14 protein-coding genes are annotated in these 18,254 nt (G+C 43.8%); 9 read left to right on the top strand and 5 right to left on the bottom strand.

Features of this window, described 5'->3' with window-relative positions; all coding sequences use genetic code 11:
* The first annotated feature begins 34 nt into the window (after positions 1-34).
* Together AAA942_RS06750 and AAA942_RS06745 are read left to right on the top strand one after the other, a co-directional pair.
* Positions 35-1,768 carry a RagB/SusD family nutrient uptake outer membrane protein gene (locus AAA942_RS06750; protein WP_338219480.1) on the top strand — a complete coding sequence of 578 codons (1,734 nt, stop codon included), beginning with the start codon at positions 35-37 and terminating at the stop codon, positions 1,766-1,768.
* A 128-nt stretch (positions 1,769-1,896) separates the two neighbouring features.
* Entirely contained in the window at positions 1,897-5,208 is a 3,312-nt protein-coding gene (locus tag AAA942_RS06745) for a VCBS repeat-containing protein (RefSeq protein WP_338219479.1), read from the top strand.
* Between the two features lie 178 nt (positions 5,209-5,386).
* Here the strand turns inward: AAA942_RS06745 and AAA942_RS06740 are convergent, their stop codons facing one another.
* Positions 5,387-6,325, bottom strand: a complete 939-nt coding sequence (locus AAA942_RS06740; protein WP_445083334.1) for an IS256 family transposase, variant Zn-binding type — start codon at positions 6,323-6,325, stop codon at positions 5,387-5,389.
* A 216-nt stretch (positions 6,326-6,541) separates the two neighbouring features.
* Positions 6,542-7,303 carry a creatininase family protein gene (locus AAA942_RS06735; protein WP_338219478.1) on the bottom strand — a complete coding sequence of 254 codons (762 nt, stop codon included), beginning with the start codon at positions 7,301-7,303 and terminating at the stop codon, positions 6,542-6,544.
* Between the two features lie 83 nt (positions 7,304-7,386).
* Between AAA942_RS06735 and AAA942_RS06730 the strand changes: the two genes are divergently transcribed.
* From AAA942_RS06730 to AAA942_RS06715, 4 genes are all read left to right on the top strand, one after another.
* On the top strand, positions 7,387-8,373 hold the full coding sequence (locus tag AAA942_RS06730) for an isoaspartyl peptidase/L-asparaginase family protein (RefSeq protein WP_338219477.1): 987 nt from the start codon (positions 7,387-7,389) through the stop codon (positions 8,371-8,373).
* Positions 8,370-9,107: a copper homeostasis protein CutC gene (locus AAA942_RS06725; protein WP_338219476.1), complete on the top strand. Its 738-nt coding sequence runs from the start codon at positions 8,370-8,372 to the stop codon at positions 9,105-9,107. Before AAA942_RS06730 ends, AAA942_RS06725 begins: the two co-directional genes overlap by 4 nt.
* Positions 9,108-9,110: 3 nt before the next feature.
* Positions 9,111-10,646, top strand: a complete 1,536-nt coding sequence (locus AAA942_RS06720) for an FG-GAP repeat domain-containing protein (protein ID WP_338219475.1) — start codon at positions 9,111-9,113, stop codon at positions 10,644-10,646.
* 212 nt (positions 10,647-10,858) lie between these two features.
* Positions 10,859-11,317 (top strand): CBS domain-containing protein, encoded by a 459-nt coding sequence (locus AAA942_RS06715; protein ID WP_338219474.1) that lies wholly within the window; start codon positions 10,859-10,861, stop codon positions 11,315-11,317.
* Between the two features lie 67 nt (positions 11,318-11,384).
* Here AAA942_RS06715 and AAA942_RS06710 read toward each other — a convergent pair whose 3' ends face one another.
* Together AAA942_RS06710 and AAA942_RS06705 are read right to left on the bottom strand one after the other, a co-directional pair.
* The gene (locus AAA942_RS06710) at positions 11,385-12,272 is read right to left on the bottom strand and encodes a dienelactone hydrolase family protein (RefSeq protein ID WP_338219473.1); all 888 of its coding nucleotides are present in this window, start codon (positions 12,270-12,272) and stop codon (positions 11,385-11,387) included.
* 113 nt (positions 12,273-12,385) lie between these two features.
* Positions 12,386-12,856, bottom strand: a complete 471-nt coding sequence (locus AAA942_RS06705; protein WP_338219472.1) for a YehS family protein — start codon at positions 12,854-12,856, stop codon at positions 12,386-12,388.
* Between the two features lie 183 nt (positions 12,857-13,039).
* On the opposite strand from AAA942_RS06705, the gene AAA942_RS06700 reads away from it, so the two are divergent.
* Positions 13,040-13,609 carry a Pycsar system effector family protein gene (locus AAA942_RS06700; RefSeq protein WP_338219471.1) on the top strand — a complete coding sequence of 190 codons (570 nt, stop codon included), beginning with the start codon at positions 13,040-13,042 and terminating at the stop codon, positions 13,607-13,609.
* Positions 13,610-13,907: 298 nt separating this feature from the next.
* Positions 13,908-16,103, top strand: coding sequence for a catalase/peroxidase HPI (gene katG / locus AAA942_RS06695; protein ID WP_338219470.1), 2,196 nt, complete (start codon positions 13,908-13,910; stop codon positions 16,101-16,103).
* 78 nt (positions 16,104-16,181) lie between these two features.
* On the opposite strand, the gene AAA942_RS06690 is transcribed toward katG, so the two are convergent.
* A complete protein-coding gene (locus AAA942_RS06690) occupies positions 16,182-17,384 on the bottom strand; it encodes a flavin monoamine oxidase family protein (protein ID WP_338219469.1) in 1,203 nt (400 codons plus the stop codon).
* A gap of 241 nt (positions 17,385-17,625) precedes the next feature.
* Between AAA942_RS06690 and AAA942_RS06685 the strand changes: the two genes are divergently transcribed.
* The gene (locus AAA942_RS06685; RefSeq protein WP_338219468.1) at positions 17,626-18,183 is read left to right on the top strand and encodes an START domain-containing protein; all 558 of its coding nucleotides are present in this window, start codon (positions 17,626-17,628) and stop codon (positions 18,181-18,183) included.
* Positions 18,184-18,254 lie beyond the last annotated feature (71 nt).

The raw sequence follows: 18,254 nt of genomic DNA, 5'->3' as shown, positions 1-18,254 counted from the left end.
AATCGAGTTATAGACAATATAATAGATTAACAAAATGAACAATTTCAAATTAAAAATCGGCGCCCTACTAGCATCCACAGCGATGATGGTAGCAGTGAGTTGTAGCGAAGATTTCCTGGAAGTTCCGCCAGTTGGTCAGCTGTCTGAAGCACAGTTAACTTCTTTGGCAGGATTGGATGCGTCATTGATCGCAGCCTATTCTCAGGTAAATGGCCGCGGAAACAGATTAGGGTCTCCTTCCAACTGGGTTTGGGGGAGTATTAGAGGGGGAGAGGCTAACAAAGGTACCGACCCTGGAGATTTTGCCACCATAAATCCAATTCAGCGATTTGAAAACGATGCTGCTGGGGGTAATATGGGGGACAAATACAATGTTTGTTATGAAGGGATTGCACGAGCAAACAACGTACTACGTTTATTGGAAAGCCGTCAAGCGGATGTAACTGATAATGACGTAATTAGATTGAGTTCTCAGGCAAGATTCCTCAGAGCACACTTCTATTTCGAATTGGCACGTGACTACAACAGAACTCCCTATGTGGATGAGACTGTAGATTATGGATCAGGTTTGGAAGAAGTGAAAAACGATAAGGACCTATGGCCTTTCATCATTGCTGACTTGGAATATGCAATTGCTAACCTTCCTGTTACTCAACCTCAAGTAGGTAGAGTGAATCAATGGGCAGCAAAAGCTTATTTGGGCAAAGTATTCATGTATACCAAAGAATACAGCCGTGCAAAGGCTTTGTTTGATGATGTGATTGCCAATGGAGTTACTTCAAATGGTTTGAAGTATGATTTGGTACCCTACTATGACGATGCTTTCCGTGCAGCTAACGACAATCATGAAGAGTCTGTATGGGCTTATCAGTCTGCAGCTAATACAGGAGCAGTTCAAAATGCAAACCCTGAATTTGATTTGAACTTTCCATACAATACCGGCCCTGCGGGTCCTGGTAACTGCTGCGGATTCTTCCAACCTACATTTACTTTTGTAAATGCTTTCAGAACTAAGGATGGCTTACCTCTTTTGGATAAGTCTTACAATAGTGCTGCAAACGAAGTGAAGAATGATATGGGTGTTGCTTCCGGTGAGGCTTTCACTCCAGATTCTGGTCCACTTGACCCAAGATTGGATCACACTGTAGGACGAAGAGGAATTCCATATTTGGATTGGCAAGATCATCCTGGTCAAGCTTGGATCAGAAATCAGCCTAACGCAGGTCCTTATTCACCAAGAAAGTATGTCTACGCTAGATCAGAACAAGGTTCTTTCCAGGACAACTCCTCTTGGACTCCTGGATACACAGGTATCAATTTCATGATCATCCGATTTGCAGATATTCTTCTTCTAGCTGCTGAAGCTGAAGTTGAGTTGGGTAACTTGGAAACTGCAAGAACCTATGTCAACCGAGTTAGAACAAGAGCGATCAATTCCAAATTGATGAGAGAAGATAGCACCATGGCTGCCAACTATGATATCAAAACTTATGATTCTCCATGGACAGATGCTAGCGTTGCCAGAGAAGCGGTAAGAATGGAAAGATTGCTAGAATTGGGTATGGAAGGTCACAGATTCTATGATCTTCAAAGATGGGGAACTGCTGATGCAGAGTTGAACAACCTCTACTTCCCATATGATGGTGCGAAGCTTCCAGCTGCTTTGGGTGGTGCTAGATATACAGAAAAATACAAGTGGGTTCCGATCCCTCAGGATCAAATCGACTTGGTTGGTGCTGATATTTTGACTCAGAACCCAGGTTTTTAATCACTTGGATTAATTAATAGAAAGAGAGGGCCAAAAGCCCTCTTTTTTTTGCCCATTTATTTCTCATATTCTTCATTTCCACTTGGGAAATGGGTATTTTTCAATTCCCAAAGCACCCTATTAAATTCATGAAGTCCTATTATCCTTTCTCAATTCTATTCCTTTCAATCCTGTTTTTTTCCTGTAAAAAAGAGGCTAAACTCTTTGTCTTAAAGCCCTCTGATGAAACAGGAATTACCTTCAATAACCTAATCACGGAGTCGGATAGCTTCAATATTCTGACCGACGAATATATTTTCAACGGGGGAGGAGTCGCTGTAGCGGATTTTGACCGGGATGGTTTGCCAGACTTGTTTTTTACCGGGAATCAGGTTCCCAATCGACTTTATTTGAATAAAGGCGAACTTCAGTTTGAAGACATTTCAGAAAGTGCCGGGATCATGGCTTTCGAAAAATGGTGCACAGGAGTCACCGTGGTAGATATCAATACGGATGGGTGGCCCGACCTCTATGTATCAGCTGCCATGAAAAAAGGGCCCGGAGAAAGAAATAATCTTCTTTTTGTCAATCAGGGAAAAAATGAAAAGGGGGAAGTCACCTTCTTTGAAATGGCAGAAACCTATGGTATTGCCGATCCAGGTAATGGAATGGGGGCTGCCTTTTTGGATTATGATTTGGATGGAGATTTGGATCTCTATGTACTCAATAACGAACAAGTCACTGCTAAACCTACCAATTTTAAAGAAAAGGTAACCGATGGTTCTGCCGTCAACAACGACGCCTTTTACAGAAACAATGGAGATGGAACATTTACTAATGTCACGCTTGAAGCAGGAATTACCATCGAGGGTTTTGGATTGGGGATTGCCATCGCGGATATGAACAATGATGGCTGGCCTGATATCCATATCAGCAACGATTACATCACCAATGACATTCTTTACATCAATAATCGGAATGGGTCTTTTTCCAATCAGACCAAAGACCGATTGCGCCACCAAAGCCAGTTTTCCATGGGTTCGGATATTTCTGATTTCAACAATGACGGCTTTCCTGACCTGATTACCATAGACATGTTGGGAGAGGACAATTACCGAAAGAAAACTACTATCGGTAAGAATGTATATCAGACCTATATCAATAACGAACAATGGGGTTACGAATACCAATATGTCCGGAACATGCTTCATTTGAACAATGGGGCAGATTTGCCCATGAGTGAAATCGGATTGATGGCAGGCGTCTATCAGACGGATTGGTCCTGGGCCCCACTTTTTGTAGATGTGGATAATGACGGATTCCGGGATTTATTGATTACCAATGGGTTTCCAAGAGATATCACAGATAAGGACTTTGCCAATTATCGGGCTGATGTGGGGAGTATCGCCACAGTAAGACAGCTTTTGGATTCCATTCCCATTGTGAAAATCCCCAATTACTCATACCGTAACCTGGGTAATTTAACTTTTGAAGACAGCGGTGAAGAATGGGGGTTAAATACTCCTTCATTTTCCAACGGGGCGGTTTTTGCCGATCTCGACTTGGATGGGGACTTGGATTACGTGGTCAATAATATCAATGACCCTGCCTTTGTTTTTGAAAATACCCTGAAAGAAAGGAGTCCTGCTTCCAGCTTTCTTAGAATAAAGCTCAAAGGACCTGCTTCCAACCCGGATGGTTTGGGGGCCAAGATTTTGGTCTCAGTAAACGATTCCCTTCGACTTTTTCAAGAAGCTCAAGTAGCCCGTGGGTATATGTCCTCTGTGGAAAATATTCTTCATTTCGGGTTGGGAGGTGCAAATTCGGTTGAGGAAGTACGAGTGATTTGGCTAGATGGAAAAGAGTCAAAGCTATCCTCAATAGATGCCAATCAAGTTTTGGAAATCAGCTATCAAGATGCCGCAAATGGAAAAAACTCCTTCGCAATAATGGATTGGGGTGAAGGAAATCCAGTCTTCGAGGAGGTTTCCGATGAGCTCGGAATTAGCCTTATCCATCAAGAAGAGGATAAAATTGACTTCAACATTCAGAGAACTCTTCCTCACAAGCTTTCGCAATATGGACCAGCTATGGCAGTTGGGGACCTGAACGGAGATGGATTGGAGGATTTGGTGATTGGGTCTTCCTCAGGATTTGCTCCTCTATGGTATTCGCAAAATTCTTCCGGAACATTTACTGAAAACCCCCTTCTATCCGGTGAGGATATGATGTACGAGGAAGCGGCTATTTTCGCTTTTGATGTAGAAAATGACGGGGATTTGGACTTGTATTTGGTCAGTGGAAGTGCCGAATTTGCTCCCGGGTCGGTCTACTATGAGGACAGGCTTCTCCTCAATGACGGACGAGGGAATTTTATCTTAGACAAAAACTTCTCCGGAATCAAAGGGAATGGAAGCACCGTAAAAGGAGCGGATTTTGATGGGGATGGGTTTGTCGATCTTTTTGTAGGGGGAAGAACTCCAGTAGCCCAGTTTCCTTATCCTGAACAAAGCTATTTGCTCCATAATCAGGGCGGGACTTTGGTGGATGTGACCAAAGAGAGAATTCCGGAAATTCAGAATTTGGGGATGATCACGGATGCTGCCTGGACCGATGTGGATGGGGATGGGCAGGTCGATTTGGTTGTAGTTGGAGAACTGATGGCGATTACGGTTTTCAAGAATTCAGGAGGAAACTTTCAGAAGCTTTCGGATACAGGTTTGGAAAATCACCTGGGCTGGTGGAATTCGATTCAGACTGCAGACCTGGACGGGGACGGAGACATGGACTGGGTAACAGGTAACCTCGGTGCAAATAATCATCATCATCCTTCTTCCGAGCGACCCGTGAGGATTTATGCCAAAGACTTTGATTCCAATGGCAGTGTGGATCCGGTGGTCTTTTCTTATTACAAAGACAAAATCGGTGGAGGGTATAATTCCTTCCCCAGCCATTTTTGGGATGACCTAAATGGACAGAGCACCCTTTTCAGAAGAAAATTTGAGCGATACAAGTATTTTGCTTTGACCACCGAAACTACTCTTTTCACAGAGGAGGAGAAAAAAGATGCATTAATCCTAACAGGTAATTATGATCGTTCCGTTTGGGTGGAGAATCTTGGAGGAGGGAAATTCCAAGTCCATGAGTTGCCAACCTTAGCCCAATTTGCACCTGTGTACGGAATAGCCACCTCCGATGTGAACGGAGATGGAAACATAGACATCCTTCTTACCGGAAATGACTATGGAAATGAGATATTCATCGGGAGATTGGATGCTTCTTTGGGACTGGTGCTTTTGGGAAATGGAAAAGGAGGATTTACTCCTGTCAATTCCAGGGAAAGCGGCTTTGTAGTGCCGGGAGATGCTAAGGGCCTAGTCAGGCTTCAAGGGGCAAATGGTCAACCTCTTTTCGCAGCAGCACAGAACCGCGGAAAACTACTCGTTTTTCAAAAATGGTAATGTGGTCAAAAATAGTTGGTGACTTTGATCGAAAAATTTCATAACATGCCGCGCAGGTTTGAAGAGGACGTAAGCTCTGCTGAGGAGCAACTTACCAGCAATAGAATCTGCCAAGTGGAATGAAGGGGCTTCGTTTTTCGGAGCCCTTTTTTCATGCTTCATTCTTCTTGTTCTATGGCTAAGAAAACCTTTTTCTTCCGGAGTTTTTGAAGTACAGATACCACCTCAGAAAGCTTTTTCTGTTTCCGGTTGAAAGACCTCGGTGGATATTCAAATTGGTTTTTAAATGTCCGAAAAATGACTCCAGCCCATTGGTGGATTTTGGGATTCTGGGGTTGTCCAGGTAGGCAAAAAGGTTGGGCAAGGCGCTTTTCAAAACCGAGAAGGAACGTCTCAACAGTTTGTGTTTATACCAAAACTTTCCCGTAATGGGATTGACCGTTTTTTCATGGACAAACTCATGGTGTCGATGATCCCAGTTAGCCAGTTCGAGCAGCCAATAACTGAGTTCCTGTTTGGACTTGATCAGATGTAGGGTAGAGACAATTTTCCGAAGTTCCTGACCGGGAATACTCTTTGGACGGCTGGAAAGCCATATTCTACACATTCGCTGCACATGGATCACACATCGCTGAAGGGTGACTTGGGGACAAACTTTGCGGATTGCTCTGAGCAATGCGCGATGTCCATCACAGGTAATTGACTCGATCTGGACTCCAAGAAGCAGTAGATTTTCCAGGTCTTCTTTGAGCTCTTCGTATCGTTCTCCATCGCTGAACCGATAGAGCTGGGTGAACTTGATCGTGTTGTCCCGGTACAAAATCAAGCATAAATCCCTACTAAAATACGTGCCGTCAATGAGTAAATTCACCCGCTCGGAAGGGTAGACACTCAGCATCGGCGGTTCTTTCAGATAGCCTCTGAAAAGTCGCTGAATCGTGCTTTTGCTCAACCCAGTTTCAACAACCAACTGTTCAAAAGTACGTTTCCCGACTATCCACTTTTTGAACCAAACAAACTGGTTGCTTCTGGCTACAGAAGGGTTCGAACCCGTGAAAAGAATGCCGCAATTTTTACACTTATACCGCTGCTTGCCAGCCTGCTTTCCCCACTTGATTGAGTCAAGAAACCCACAGGCCCAACAACGCTTTTTTTGAAGTTTTCATGAAACAAAAAAACCTTATTGAAATCGGTTTCAATAAGGTCTTTGTAATTAATTAAATATCAGAATATTAGGAGGCTTTTCACCAACTATTTTTGACCATTAGATCTCAAAAATCAAACCCCTAATCCTCCGCTTTCGTGAGGCAGCTGAACTTGAGGATTTAGGTTCTTAACGGTAAAGCTCACCTAGCCTTGCCGAACAGATATCCAAAATCAAGTCCGCTACTTTGTCGGTGACATCGTCAAAGTAGCGTTTTCCTTTTTCAGGTGTAGCCTTTTTTGGGTTTCCTATACCAGTGTCTGCCGTTACTTGGGACCATTTTCTTTCAGCCCAAGCCCATTTTTCCCTAACTCCCCGGATAACTGATTTTTTTTCTGCCCCGTCGCCAGCTTCATTCAAAGGAAGCACTAATTCGGGGTGAAGATACTGAATCAATGCCGTCTCCAATTCATCGGCATGGTCACCGGATTCCTCAAAGTATTGGCTTTTGTCCAAGGCCTGAAACCAATTGCAGGTAAACAGCATCATCTCCGGAAACTGCAATCCTAATTCCCTCAGCATGGGCTGAAAGTTATTACCTCCATGGCTGTTGAGGATCAGGAATTTTTTGATACCCTGACGGTTTAGCGTTTCCAAAATATCCTTTAAAATAATCAGCTGCGTACTTGGGTAAATATTCATGTCGAGGTAGATGTCTGCCTGACCCGTATTTACCCCAAATGGGATGGTCGGTAAAATGACCACCTTTGCCCCTTGTTCCCAGGCCTTTCTTCCACTCTCTGCTCCAATTGCGTCTGCTTCATAGACGTCAGTTCCATAGGGCATATGAAAGTTGTGGGCTTCTGTAGCTCCCCAAGGAAGCACGGCCATTTCGTAGCGAACGTGCTGAAGGTCTTTCCAATTGGCTTCTTTGAGTAGATAGGGTCTCATACTTATTTTGGGATTTGTGGAAAAGGAAGGAAATCTTTCTTTCAAAAATGATAATTTGAAAGCTGATTTCTAAAATAAGATTCATGTCCCAAAGAAGAAAGTTTATCAAGCAAAGCCTTATGGGTTCGGCTCTTTTTTTACCTGGAGTAGCTTCGGCCTGCGCCCAGACGGTCGAGAAAAGTCCAAGTTCCGGTGAAAAACCCCTTATACTTTCCACCTGGAATCACGGGATTCCAGCCAATGCCGATGCATGGGCAAAGCTGAAGGAGGGAGGGAGTATTCTCGATGCCGTGGAGGCCGGAGTGAGAAATACCGAGCTGGATATGGAAAATCTTACCGTGGGCCTTCAGGGGCTACCGGATCGAGAGGGAATTACCACGCTGGATGCTTCGATCATGACAGGTGACGGTTCCTGTGGCTCGGTGGCCTTTGTCAGACAAATCAAACATCCGATCTCTCTTGCCCGTGCGGTGATGGAAAAGACCCCTCACGTGATGCTTGCAGGGGAAGGCGCAAGGCAATTTGCCATTGCTCAGGGCTTTCCTTTGGAAAAAGAAGAACTAAGCCCCAAAGCCAAAGCGGCTTACGAAGAATGGAAAAAGACCAGCCAGTATAAGCCAATCATCAACATCGAAAATCACGATACCATCGGGATGATCGGAATCGATGCAGAAGGCAAGTTAGCAGGGAGTTGTACCACGAGTGGCCTTGCTTATAAGATGCACGGACGGGTAGGGGACAGTCCCATCATCGGAGCGGGACTGTATGTGGATGATGAAGTCGGTGCAGCTACGGCCACCGGATTGGGAGAAACCATCATACGGGTTTGTGGCAGCTTTTTGATTGTGGAATTGATGCGCCAAGGAAGAACTCCCCAAGAAGCTTGCGAAGAAGCTGTGAGGCGTCTTGTGGCAAAAAATAAGGAGGGGGATGACATTCAGGCCGGTTTTTTAGCTATCAATAAATACGGAGAGGTGGGTGCTTATGCGATTCGTCCAGGTTTCAACTATGCCCGTGCGACAGAGTCCGGAAATGTATTGATTGACGCGGCAAGCTATTATTCATCATGAACAAAATCCTACTAGAAGCTCCTGTATTTAATCTCCATGGAGCGCTTGAAGCAGCGCAAAAAGGGATTGATCGGTTGGAGTTGTGTTCCAATTTTCCTGAGGGAGGAGAAACTCCCAGCGCAGGAATGCTTCGCTTCGTCAAAAGTGAGGTGGATATTCCTGTTTTTGTCATGATTCGTCCCAGAGGCGGTGATTTCGTCTATTCTCAGAAGGAATTGTTGGTCATGAAGCAGGATATTCAGCTTTTGGGAGATTTGGGTGCAGATGGATTTGTTTTTGGGGTCTTGGATGAGCAGGGGAGAGTCAATGAATCTGCCTGCGAAATGCTTCTTCGAGCTGCCAATGGGAAGCCCTGTACTTTTCATCGGGCATTTGATGCTTCTTTGGATTTGACAGATTCTCTGGAGAAAACTGTTGCCCTAGGCTTTCAGAGGATTTTAACTTCTGGAGGCAAAAACACACTAAATGAGGGCCTTGAGGTTGTTTTGTCCTTGTTGAAGCAGGCTGGGGAGCGAATCATAATTTTACCTGGCGGAGGCACCAAGCCGGAACACGTCTCCCCGCTTCGGGCATCCGGCTTCCTCAAGGAAGTGCATGCCTCCTGTAAGCTTGAGCAAGCTACTGGTAACGCTCACCTTTCCCCCGACCTTTCTTTTTCCTCCGCTCCTTTGGAATATGGCAAGCAATGGGGAGTAAATCCTGAATTGGTCAAGGAATTTCAAGCAGTTTTGTAAATCATGAAGAGAAGTTGGGTAGTAGGTGTCTTGGTATTGTTTTCAGCCTGTGGTCAGATCGGAGAGCGAAAGCAGCCTCCTCCTTCGCTTTATGAACTTGCCCAAAGTGATCTGAATCTTTCCGGGGAGCAGTTGGCCAAAGGCTATTGCGGGAGCTGTCATTTGATGCCCGATCCTGAGATCTTGGACCAAAAAACTTGGGCTCGGGTACTTCCCGATATGCGAAAGCGATTGGGCTTGTATTTGGAGGAAGACTTTGGTACTCCATTGCCTCAGGATGAGGGAGTGCCGGAAGGGATTTATTCCAATCAGCCAATGATTTCAAGGGAGAATTGGGTCAAAATTGAAGAATTTTACCTTCAGTCTGCTCCTGAGGCCCCGCTCCCTCAAGCTGAGAAGGGAGAACCCAAATTGGGGGTTCCCGGGTTTAAGCTGGAGATTCCCGAGTTTGACTTCATTCGTCCCAGTTTGGTGACCATGCTGCAAATCCATCCCGAAACGGGAAATTTGTGGTTGGGGCATCGCTTCCGTGCTTTGTTTGAACTGAATTCTTCTCAAGGATTTTCACAGGTAGATTCCATTCCTACCGCCGTGGCACCGGTGGAGATCCGCTGGAAGGATTCTTCCAACTTCCAGCTGCTGAGTATGGGGCTAATGGACCCGGCGAATGATTCCTTGGGAAACTGGTCAGATTTTTCCAGACAAGGGGCATCTTGGAAAGCTACTCCTGTTTTCGATCAGCTGATTCGGCCGGTTCATATTTCAATCGACGATTGGAATGGGGATGGGAGAGAGGACTATGCGGTTTGCCACTTTGGGAATCACCTCGGTAAGTTTTCCCTTTATCTCAGTCAGCCAGAAGGGCATCAAGAGGTGATTCTTAAAAAAGACCCGGGTGCTAGGCGCTCCATATCCACAGATTGGGATGGTGACGGGGATTTGGATCTGTTGGTCTTGATGACACAGGCCAAAGAGTCTGTGCTTTTATTTGAAAATCAGGGTCAGGGATCTTTCCGTGAAAAAAGGCTTTTGGAATTCCACCCAGCTTTTGGATCGAGTGATTTCCGTTGGATAGATATGGATGGAGATGGGCTCAAGGATCTTGTTTTGGTGAATGGAGACAATGCAGACCAATCCCAAATTCTCAAGAATTACCATGGTGTCAGGATTTTTAAGAATAATGGGAAAGGAGAATTTGAAGAAACTTGGTTTTACCCTTTAAACGGGGCAAGCGGATTGGAAGTAGGGGATTTTGATCAAGACGGGAAAATGGACCTTTTTGTGATTGCTTTTTTTCCTGATGCGAAGCAAAAGCCCCGACAGGATTTGGTCTTTTTCCATCAGGAAAAAATGGGTTTTCAGCCTTTTGTTTTAGCTCAATCGCCTGATATGCATTGGCTGACTTTGACTCAAGGAGACTTGGACGGGGATGGAGATCAGGATCTGGTAGTTGGGGCTTTTGATTTCAATCAGCTCTACCAAGCTCCTAAAGGAAATTGGAAGCCTTTTGTAGTGTTGAGAAATCAGCTAAATCCCTAAAAAGAGCTTCTGATTTAGCTCCTCAAACCTTTGGAAGATTAGAAGATAATAATTTCCCAAGTGCAATTATCCTTCTTAGCATCAAAATTTAATTTTGAATTTTTACAAAATTTATTTAATAAAATTTTTTTCTTTTAAATTTTCGACCATTTTAATTTCATTTTTTACTGAAATTCAGTATCTTATTAGTCTTTCACAAAAAATAATTTTCCATGGTAAAGAGTTTTCAAGGGGTGAGATTGGCAGAGCCAAAGAAGCCCACACAGCCTATTTTAGTCAAAGATCACATGAGTACCAATTTGGTCACTTTCAGGCTAGAGGACACAATAGATCAGGTCATGGAAATTTTGACGAAGAGAAAAATTTCCGGTGCACCTGTGGTGGATGAATCCGGTGCTTTGGTTGGTATCATCTCAGAGGTAGATTGTCTGAGAGAAATCATCAAAGGAAAATATACCAATACCATCCGGTTTCCGGCCAAAGTGAAAGATCTAATGACCAGAGATGTTATGACGCTCAGTCCTGATATTACTCTTTTTGATGCTGCACAAAAGTTTTTGGATTATCAGATCAGGAGATTCCCTGTGCTGAAAGAGGGCCGATTGGTTGGCCAAATAAGTTTGAGTGATGTGGTAAGAGCCTTCCCGAAATTGAAGCATACTACTTGGTAGCAGTCCGTTATTTAGGAACTTTGGAAAAAGCAGTCCCGAATTACCTTAAGTGATTCGGGACAATTTTTTATTTCAGATTGGCCTTGAAAAAGGCGATGGTTTTATCCCAAGCCTGTTTGGCGGCGTTTTCATCATACCGGGGAGTCGTATTGTTGTGAAACCCATGATTTACCCCGGGGTAGTTAATCATCTCGTATTTCTTTCCATTGGTTTTGAGAGCAGCCTCATAGGCTTCCCAACCGGCATTCACGCGGTTGTCCAGTTCGGCATAAATCACAAGAAGTGGTGCTTGGATTTTAGGAACATCTTCAGTGGCGGGCTGTCCTCCATAAAAAGGCACCGCAGCCTTCAAACTTGGGATTCGTACAGCCATCATATTCGAAATCCAACCTCCGAAACAAAATCCAACAACGCCCACGTTTCCGTCACAGTCAGGATTGTTTTTCAAATACTCGTAGGCTGCGATGAAGTCTTCCAGCATCTCATCTCGATTACGTTGGGATTGCAATGTTCTCCCTTCATCGTCATTGCCAGGGTAACCACCCAATGGAGTCAATGCATCCGGAGCAATTGAGATAAATCCATCCACTGCGCATCTTCTTCCCACATCTTCGATATATGGGTTGAGGCCCCGATTTTCATGAACTACGACTATCCCGGGAAATTTTCCTTTGCCTGCAGGCTTGGACAGCAATCCCTTGATTTGTCCTCCACCTTTTGGTGAGTCGTACATGACGTAATCTGAACTTTGCAGCCTTTCGTCAGTAGGTTCTACGGTTCGGGTATTGATGTAGTCCGGCATCATAGAACTCATGAGTGCCGTGACTGTGATGCCTCCTACTGCGTAGGCAGAGAGCTTTTCTACGAAAGTTCTTCGGTCCAGCTTGTTGTGGCAATAGTAATCGTAGAGGTCAAATGCCTCTTGAGGGATGTCTTCTTTTCTTAACTTATCCATGGGTTTTATTTTTCAGGTTAAGCTTTAATTTAGGATAAATGACATTAAGAAGCAGGAAAAAGATTCCGAATTGCCATAAATTGGGACAATCGGCTACGAAATTGTTCGGCTTGCTACTTTGCTTCGGGTCTGAATTTTAGCTGGAGGCCCATGAGAAAGTTTCTCAATATTTGGTCTTTGCAGACCCGGTATTGATGCTGGGATGGACTTCTGAAAAAAGCACTGATTTCATGCTTGCTGATACGGAATCCACGCAGTCCAAAAATCTCCAGCATATCTTCATCCCTCAGATTCAGGGCTATTTTAAGCTTCCTTAAAACCAAATTGTTGTTCAGTTTTTTCTCCGGACTTGGAAGTGGCTGGTCGTCTTTCTTTCCTCTTTTCAAAACAATAAACCCATTGAGAAAAGCAGCTAAATCTACATCATAAAGAGATTTGAATTCTGGGTCATCTTCTTTTTTGAGCCAATCACTGACTTGAGTGCGGTTTACCTCGAGCCCCCCGTTTGAAAAAATGTCAATCATGACAAAATCATTAAGGTCAAAAGTATAGCGTAGGGTTCGGAGGATATCGTTGTTGTTCATAATCTGAAATATTAGTCAAATATGAATAAAAAGCAGGAAATGGACAGAAGCTTTTCCAAAGAGAGAATTCATTTTCAAGATGGCTGGTCTTTGATATTTCGATGTCTCAAAGTTATTTGAAGAAAAAAAGAGTGGACTAAGCCGAAATTGATTTTTTGCTTATCTTCAAATCAATCAATGCCTATGGAAACCAATTTCTTTCACAAAGAACCTAAAGATAAAGCAGGAAGAGAAAGGCAAACCTTCTATCGGGTAGCTTTCCAAAATTCCAGTAACCTGCTTCAAATCGCTGATAACAAAGCAAATATTATAATTAGTATAAATGCCTTAGTGCTTTCCTCCATGATTGCCTTGGTCAGTTATGGGTCGATCTCTTCCCAAGTAGAAGTGGAAAACCCCTTAATCCTCCTTCCTATTCTGATTTTTCTGGGAATAATTATTACCTCCACCATCTTGGCAGTGCAGGTAGCTAAGCCAAAAATTTTGGGAAAACCCAAAAATCCCGGAGATAAACCCTCATTCAGTGTGCTGTTTTTTGGTACCACTGAATATTACAATTTGGAGGACTACCTGGAAAAGACCCATCAAGTCCTCGAGGGGAAAAAGGATATCATGGACCAAATGTCTGTTTCTCTCTATTATCAGGGGAAAATTTTGAGTAGAAAATACCGCTTACTCAATAGGGCATACAGTGTGTTTATTGTCGGAATGGGTTTTGGTGTGTTTGTTTTCTTTTGGATTCTCTACATCTGATTACCAGGTAAATTCAACTCTTTGCCTTTTCATTCCTTAACCCACACTCCAAACAAAGGATCTCTTGGGGCGTTAGTTTCTTGAGAGCTGATTTTTGTCAATCTTTTGAGGGTTGATTCATTTTATCTAATTGATTTCCATAAAAAATACCCCTCCATTTGGTGTATTGGCTCATTCTGGACTTATGGGGCACAGAATGGAATAAAGAGTCATAGTTTTTATCTATCGAAAAAAAAATTAAATACAGATTGTTTTGATTAATTTCGTCATCTAAGTAATTACTAAATCAATTTATACTATGGATACACATCACAACAACGGAGGAGACATCTCTAAATGTCCTTTCCACAATGGGACCATGACTGCAGCTGCAGGTAAAGGTCAGCAAAATGTAGATTGGTGGCCCAACCAATTGAATGTCAACATTCTTAGACAGCATTCTTCTCTTTCCGACCCAATGGATGAGGGATTTGACTATGCTAAAGAATTCCAGACTTTGGATCTCAAGGAAGTGAAAGCTGATATCGAGAAAGTGTTGACCACTTCTCAGGATTGGTGGCCTGCAGACTATGGACACTATGGCCCATTCATGATTAGAATGGCTTGGCACAGTGCGGGTACATACCGAGTTCAGGATGGACGTGGTGGTGCCGGTACAGGTACCCTTCGCTTTGCTCCTTTGAACTCTTGGCCAGACAACGCCAACCTGGACAAGGCTCGTCTTCTACTTTGGCCAGTAAAACAGAAATACGGAAAGAAGATTTCTTGGGCAGACTTGATGATCCTTACCGGAAATGTGGCTTTGGAATCCATGGGCTTTGAGACCTTTGGATTTGCCGGTGGCCGAAAGGATGTTTGGGAATCTGAAAAGGATGTTTACTGGGGATCAGAAAAAGAATGGAAGGCTCACAGAAGCCCTGAAGCTTTGGAAAATCCACTAGGAGCTACTGAAATGGGTTTGATCTATGTCAATCCAGAAGGTCCAAACAACGTTCCTGACCCGCTATTGGCAGCTCATGCAATCCGTGAGACTTTTGGCCGAATGGCAATGAACGACTATGAAACCGTGGCTCTGATTGCAGGTGGACACACTTTTGGGAAAACTCACGGTGCCGCAGATCCAGGAAAATACGTAAGTGCTGAGCCTGCAGGTGCATCCATTGAGGAAATGAGTACCGGATGGAACAGCAGTTATGGCAAAGGTAATGCAGAAGATACGATCACCTCTGGTATTGAAGGTGCTTGGACTTCTACTCCTGCCAAGTGGGGACATGACTACTTCAAGTTCCTCTTCGAATACGAGTGGGAACTGACCAAAAGCCCAGCAGGAGCACATCAGTGGGTTGCTAAAAATTCGGAGGCAATCATTCCTGATGCTCACATTCCAGGCAAGTTCCACAAGCCGTTTATGCTGACCACAGACTTATCCTTGAGATTTGATCCGGAATACGAAAAAGTATCCAGAAGATTCTACGAAAATCCGGATGAGTTTGCCGATGCTTTTGCAAGAGCTTGGTTTAAACTAACTCACCGTGACATGGGGCCAAAGTCCAGATATCTCGGTCCAGAAGTTCCTGCTGAAGACTTGATCTGGCAAGACCCTATTCCTGCCGTGAATCATCCATTGGCTGATGAGAAAGATATCGCTGGTTTGAAAGCTAATATTCTTGCTTCAGGCTTGACAGTGTCTGAATTGGTATCTACTGCTTGGGCTTCTGCTTCTACCTTCCGAGGTTCTGACTTCCGAGGTGGAGCCAATGGTGGCCGACTCCGACTGGAACCTCAGAAGAATTGGGAAGTGAATAATCCGACTCAATTGAATAAAGTCCTAGGTGTGTTGGAAAGCATTCAGGAAGAGTTCAACAGTACTGCTGACGGAGGCAAGAAAATCTCGATGGCAGACTTGATCGTTCTCGGCGGAGTGGCTGCTGTGGAAAAGGCTGCCAAAGATGCCGGATTTGACGTGGCTGTTCCATTTACACCGGGAAGAACTGATGCTGCTCAGGAAGATACTGAAGTGGATTCTTTCGAGTGGTTGAAGCCTTGGGCAGATGGATTCCGCAACTACATGAGTGCTGAATCCAGTGTGAAAGCTGAGGAAGCCTTGATCGACAAAGCTCAACTTCTTACCCTGACAGCTCCAGAAATGACTGTTTTACTAGGAGGTATGAGAGTATTGGGTACCAACTGGGATGGTGGAAAGCACGGCGTGCTTACAGCTACTCCGGGCAAATTGACCAATGATTTCTTTGTCAATATTCTGGACATGAGCACCACTTGGAGAGCTACTTCTGACAAGCAGAATGTATTTGTAGGAAGTGACAGAAAAACCGGTGAGCCAAAATGGACAGGAACACGTGCAGATTTGATCTTTGGTTCCAATTCTGAACTCAGAGCTTATGCAGAAGTGTATGCATGCGAAGATTCCAAGGAAAAATTTGTCAAAGACTTCGTTAAAGCTTGGAATAAAGTGATGAACCTTGATCGGTTTTAAGTTGAAGTTGAATAAGTTTGAATTATAAAAAGGGCCCGGAAACGGGCCTTTTTTTATTACCGAATTGGCTTACCCTCCTTAGGAAGAACCGATAAGTGCCTTTACCGCAGCAAAGCCTGACTCACAGGCTCCATGCACCATGGAGTTGTTGTCTAGAGATAAAGCTTCTCCCGCAAAGGCCAATTTTCCGGCAATCGGTCGAGAAATGGCTTCGATAATTTTCCTTTTCGAACCATCATAAGTGTAGGAATAGGCACCTTGGATGTAAGGCTCGGCAGACCAGTTTTGTGAAATATGTTTTAGGTAATTCTGACTTGCTTTTCCTCCAAATATGGAGTCCAATTCTTCCAAGATTATCCGGATCAGTTCAGTATCAGAACCCGCATTTATATAAGGCAGGGCTTTTTCATTGATCGCCAATAGCCCTAACACATGGTGATCGGAGTCCTTTCCGAAAGAGGCATTGTAATAAAATTTGTTTTCATCCGATATGGCTTTTAAAACAGGTCCAAACATCAGGAAATCCGGGTAGAAGCATTCCCTGAAGGATATAAACACCTTGATTCCTTCTCCCATATAGATTTTTTGCAGGGATGAGGTTTTTTCTTCAGGCATTTCAGGTGAAAATCGGATCATTCCTGATTGCAGGACTTTGATCGAAGAGGTGATCAGTACTTGGTCAGCAGAAAACGTCTCTCCGGTTTCCGTCTTTATATTCACCGACTCTCCAGAATAATCAATTTCCTGTACCGCTTTACCAAAAACGATTCGGTCTTGGATCGGAGGAAATACGTTTTTCTCAAAAAAATCAAACCAGGTACTACGCTTGAATTTCCACTCTCCATAAAATGCTTTCAGGTAATTTCTTGAGTGAAGGTTTTCGTTTTTCCAGGTTTGGATAGTTTGGGGGCTGTAGTCTATGGTGCCAAACTGATCTTTGAATTCCTCCTGTCGGAGAATTTCAGATAAAACTCGAGGATGGGTATGAATCCACTCTGCACCCAAATCAATAGGAAAATCCACAAAATCCGGGTTTTTTTTGATTCTGCCTCCAATCTCATTACCTGCTTCCAGGATCGTAAAATCGTATCCAAGAGAATGAAGGAGGTAGCCTGCGGCCATGCCTGCTGCTCCAGCTCCGACAATCAGGATTTTCCCTGCCGGCTTGGGAAAGCGAGTCTGTCCTTTTTCATTTTTTTCCAAAAAAGCCAAAACAGGGGAAAGGAGAGGAAGTCCGATTCCCATGCGAAGGCAAGTGCTGACAAATTCTTTTCGGTTCATTTTAAGTCAATTTTGGTACACCTATACTATGATGCCGGAAACCAACAGAAAGTTGACGATCAAGATTAAAGAAAACATATTTTAACACCGACACAGCCTTATCTTCAAACGCCGCACCTTAAGTACTGTTTTTGCTTGACTTTTTATCCCTATTTTGGGGAAGGAAACACGGTGAAAGTAACAATCATTGAGATCAATAATTACGATTCTTCTTTTCAGGCTAATTTTCTGTAACCCAGTAATGGCACAGCAAGATTGTGATCTCAGAAAATCCTCCGATGGGATTGAGGTTTACACCTGTAAGATGGAGGATACCAAGATCAATTCCATCCAGTCCAGTTTTACGGTTTCAACCACTATTGAAGCACTTTCGGAGGCTCTTTTTGATCTGGATAACTTCCACAAATGGCAGTACAAAATCCGGAAAACAGAAATGTTGAAAAGGATTTCGTCAGAGGAATTTATCTATCGCGCGGAGCTTCAAACACCCTGGCCGGTTTCTAACAGGGATTTGATCCTACAGGTGAAAATGTCACAGGGAAGCAAACCCTATGAATACCATTTCTCCGCTATCGGTAGACCCGATTTTATTCCTCCCCGGGATGGATTTGTTCGAGTTCCTCTTAGTGAAGCGCATTGGCACATTCAGGTGGTAAATGATAACCAAATAGAAATCAAGCACAGTATATTGATCGATCCGGGAGGGTCTATTCCTGCTTGGCTCATGAACTTATCTCTGGCTGAGGGGCCTTACGAAACATTTAAAAGTCTTAGAGAATATTTGGCTGAAGTGAAATAAAACGGTCAACAATGACCAATGATTATTTCGAATCGAAAATGTGAATAATTAGCTTATTCTCAGGTTTCCAA

The organism is Algoriphagus sp. oki45 (genome assembly GCF_036245605.1).
GTDB lineage: Bacteria > Bacteroidota > Bacteroidia > Cytophagales > Cyclobacteriaceae > Algoriphagus.
The sequence above is the reverse complement of the archived record's forward strand: the minus strand, read 5'-3'. Positions and strand labels throughout refer to the sequence as shown.

What these genes read in the sequence shown, in the direction of transcription:
- AAA942_RS06710 (WP_338219473.1), bottom strand. Translation starts at nt 12,272, where the DNA reads ATGGATAAGTTAAGAAAAGAAGACATCCCTCAAGAGGCATTTGACCTC.
- AAA942_RS06720 (WP_338219475.1), top strand. Translation starts at nt 9,111, where the DNA reads ATGAAGAGAAGTTGGGTAGTAGGTGTCTTGGTATTGTTTTCAGCCTGT.
- AAA942_RS06750 (WP_338219480.1), top strand. Translation starts at nt 35, where the DNA reads ATGAACAATTTCAAATTAAAAATCGGCGCCCTACTAGCATCCACAGCG.
- AAA942_RS06715 (WP_338219474.1), top strand. Translation starts at nt 10,859, where the DNA reads ATGGTAAAGAGTTTTCAAGGGGTGAGATTGGCAGAGCCAAAGAAGCCC.
- AAA942_RS06730 (WP_338219477.1), top strand. Translation starts at nt 7,387, where the DNA reads ATGTCCCAAAGAAGAAAGTTTATCAAGCAAAGCCTTATGGGTTCGGCT.
- AAA942_RS06745 (WP_338219479.1), top strand. Translation starts at nt 1,897, where the DNA reads ATGAAGTCCTATTATCCTTTCTCAATTCTATTCCTTTCAATCCTGTTT.
- AAA942_RS06735 (WP_338219478.1), bottom strand. Translation starts at nt 7,303, where the DNA reads ATGAGACCCTATCTACTCAAAGAAGCCAATTGGAAAGACCTTCAGCAC.
- katG (WP_338219470.1), top strand. Translation starts at nt 13,908, where the DNA reads ATGGATACACATCACAACAACGGAGGAGACATCTCTAAATGTCCTTTC.
- AAA942_RS06705 (WP_338219472.1), bottom strand. Translation starts at nt 12,856, where the DNA reads ATGAACAACAACGATATCCTCCGAACCCTACGCTATACTTTTGACCTT.
- AAA942_RS06700 (WP_338219471.1), top strand. Translation starts at nt 13,040, where the DNA reads ATGGAAACCAATTTCTTTCACAAAGAACCTAAAGATAAAGCAGGAAGA.
- AAA942_RS06725 (WP_338219476.1), top strand. Translation starts at nt 8,370, where the DNA reads ATGAACAAAATCCTACTAGAAGCTCCTGTATTTAATCTCCATGGAGCG.
- AAA942_RS06690 (WP_338219469.1), bottom strand. Translation starts at nt 17,384, where the DNA reads ATGAACCGAAAAGAATTTGTCAGCACTTGCCTTCGCATGGGAATCGGA.
- AAA942_RS06685 (WP_338219468.1), top strand. Translation starts at nt 17,626, where the DNA reads ATGGCACAGCAAGATTGTGATCTCAGAAAATCCTCCGATGGGATTGAG.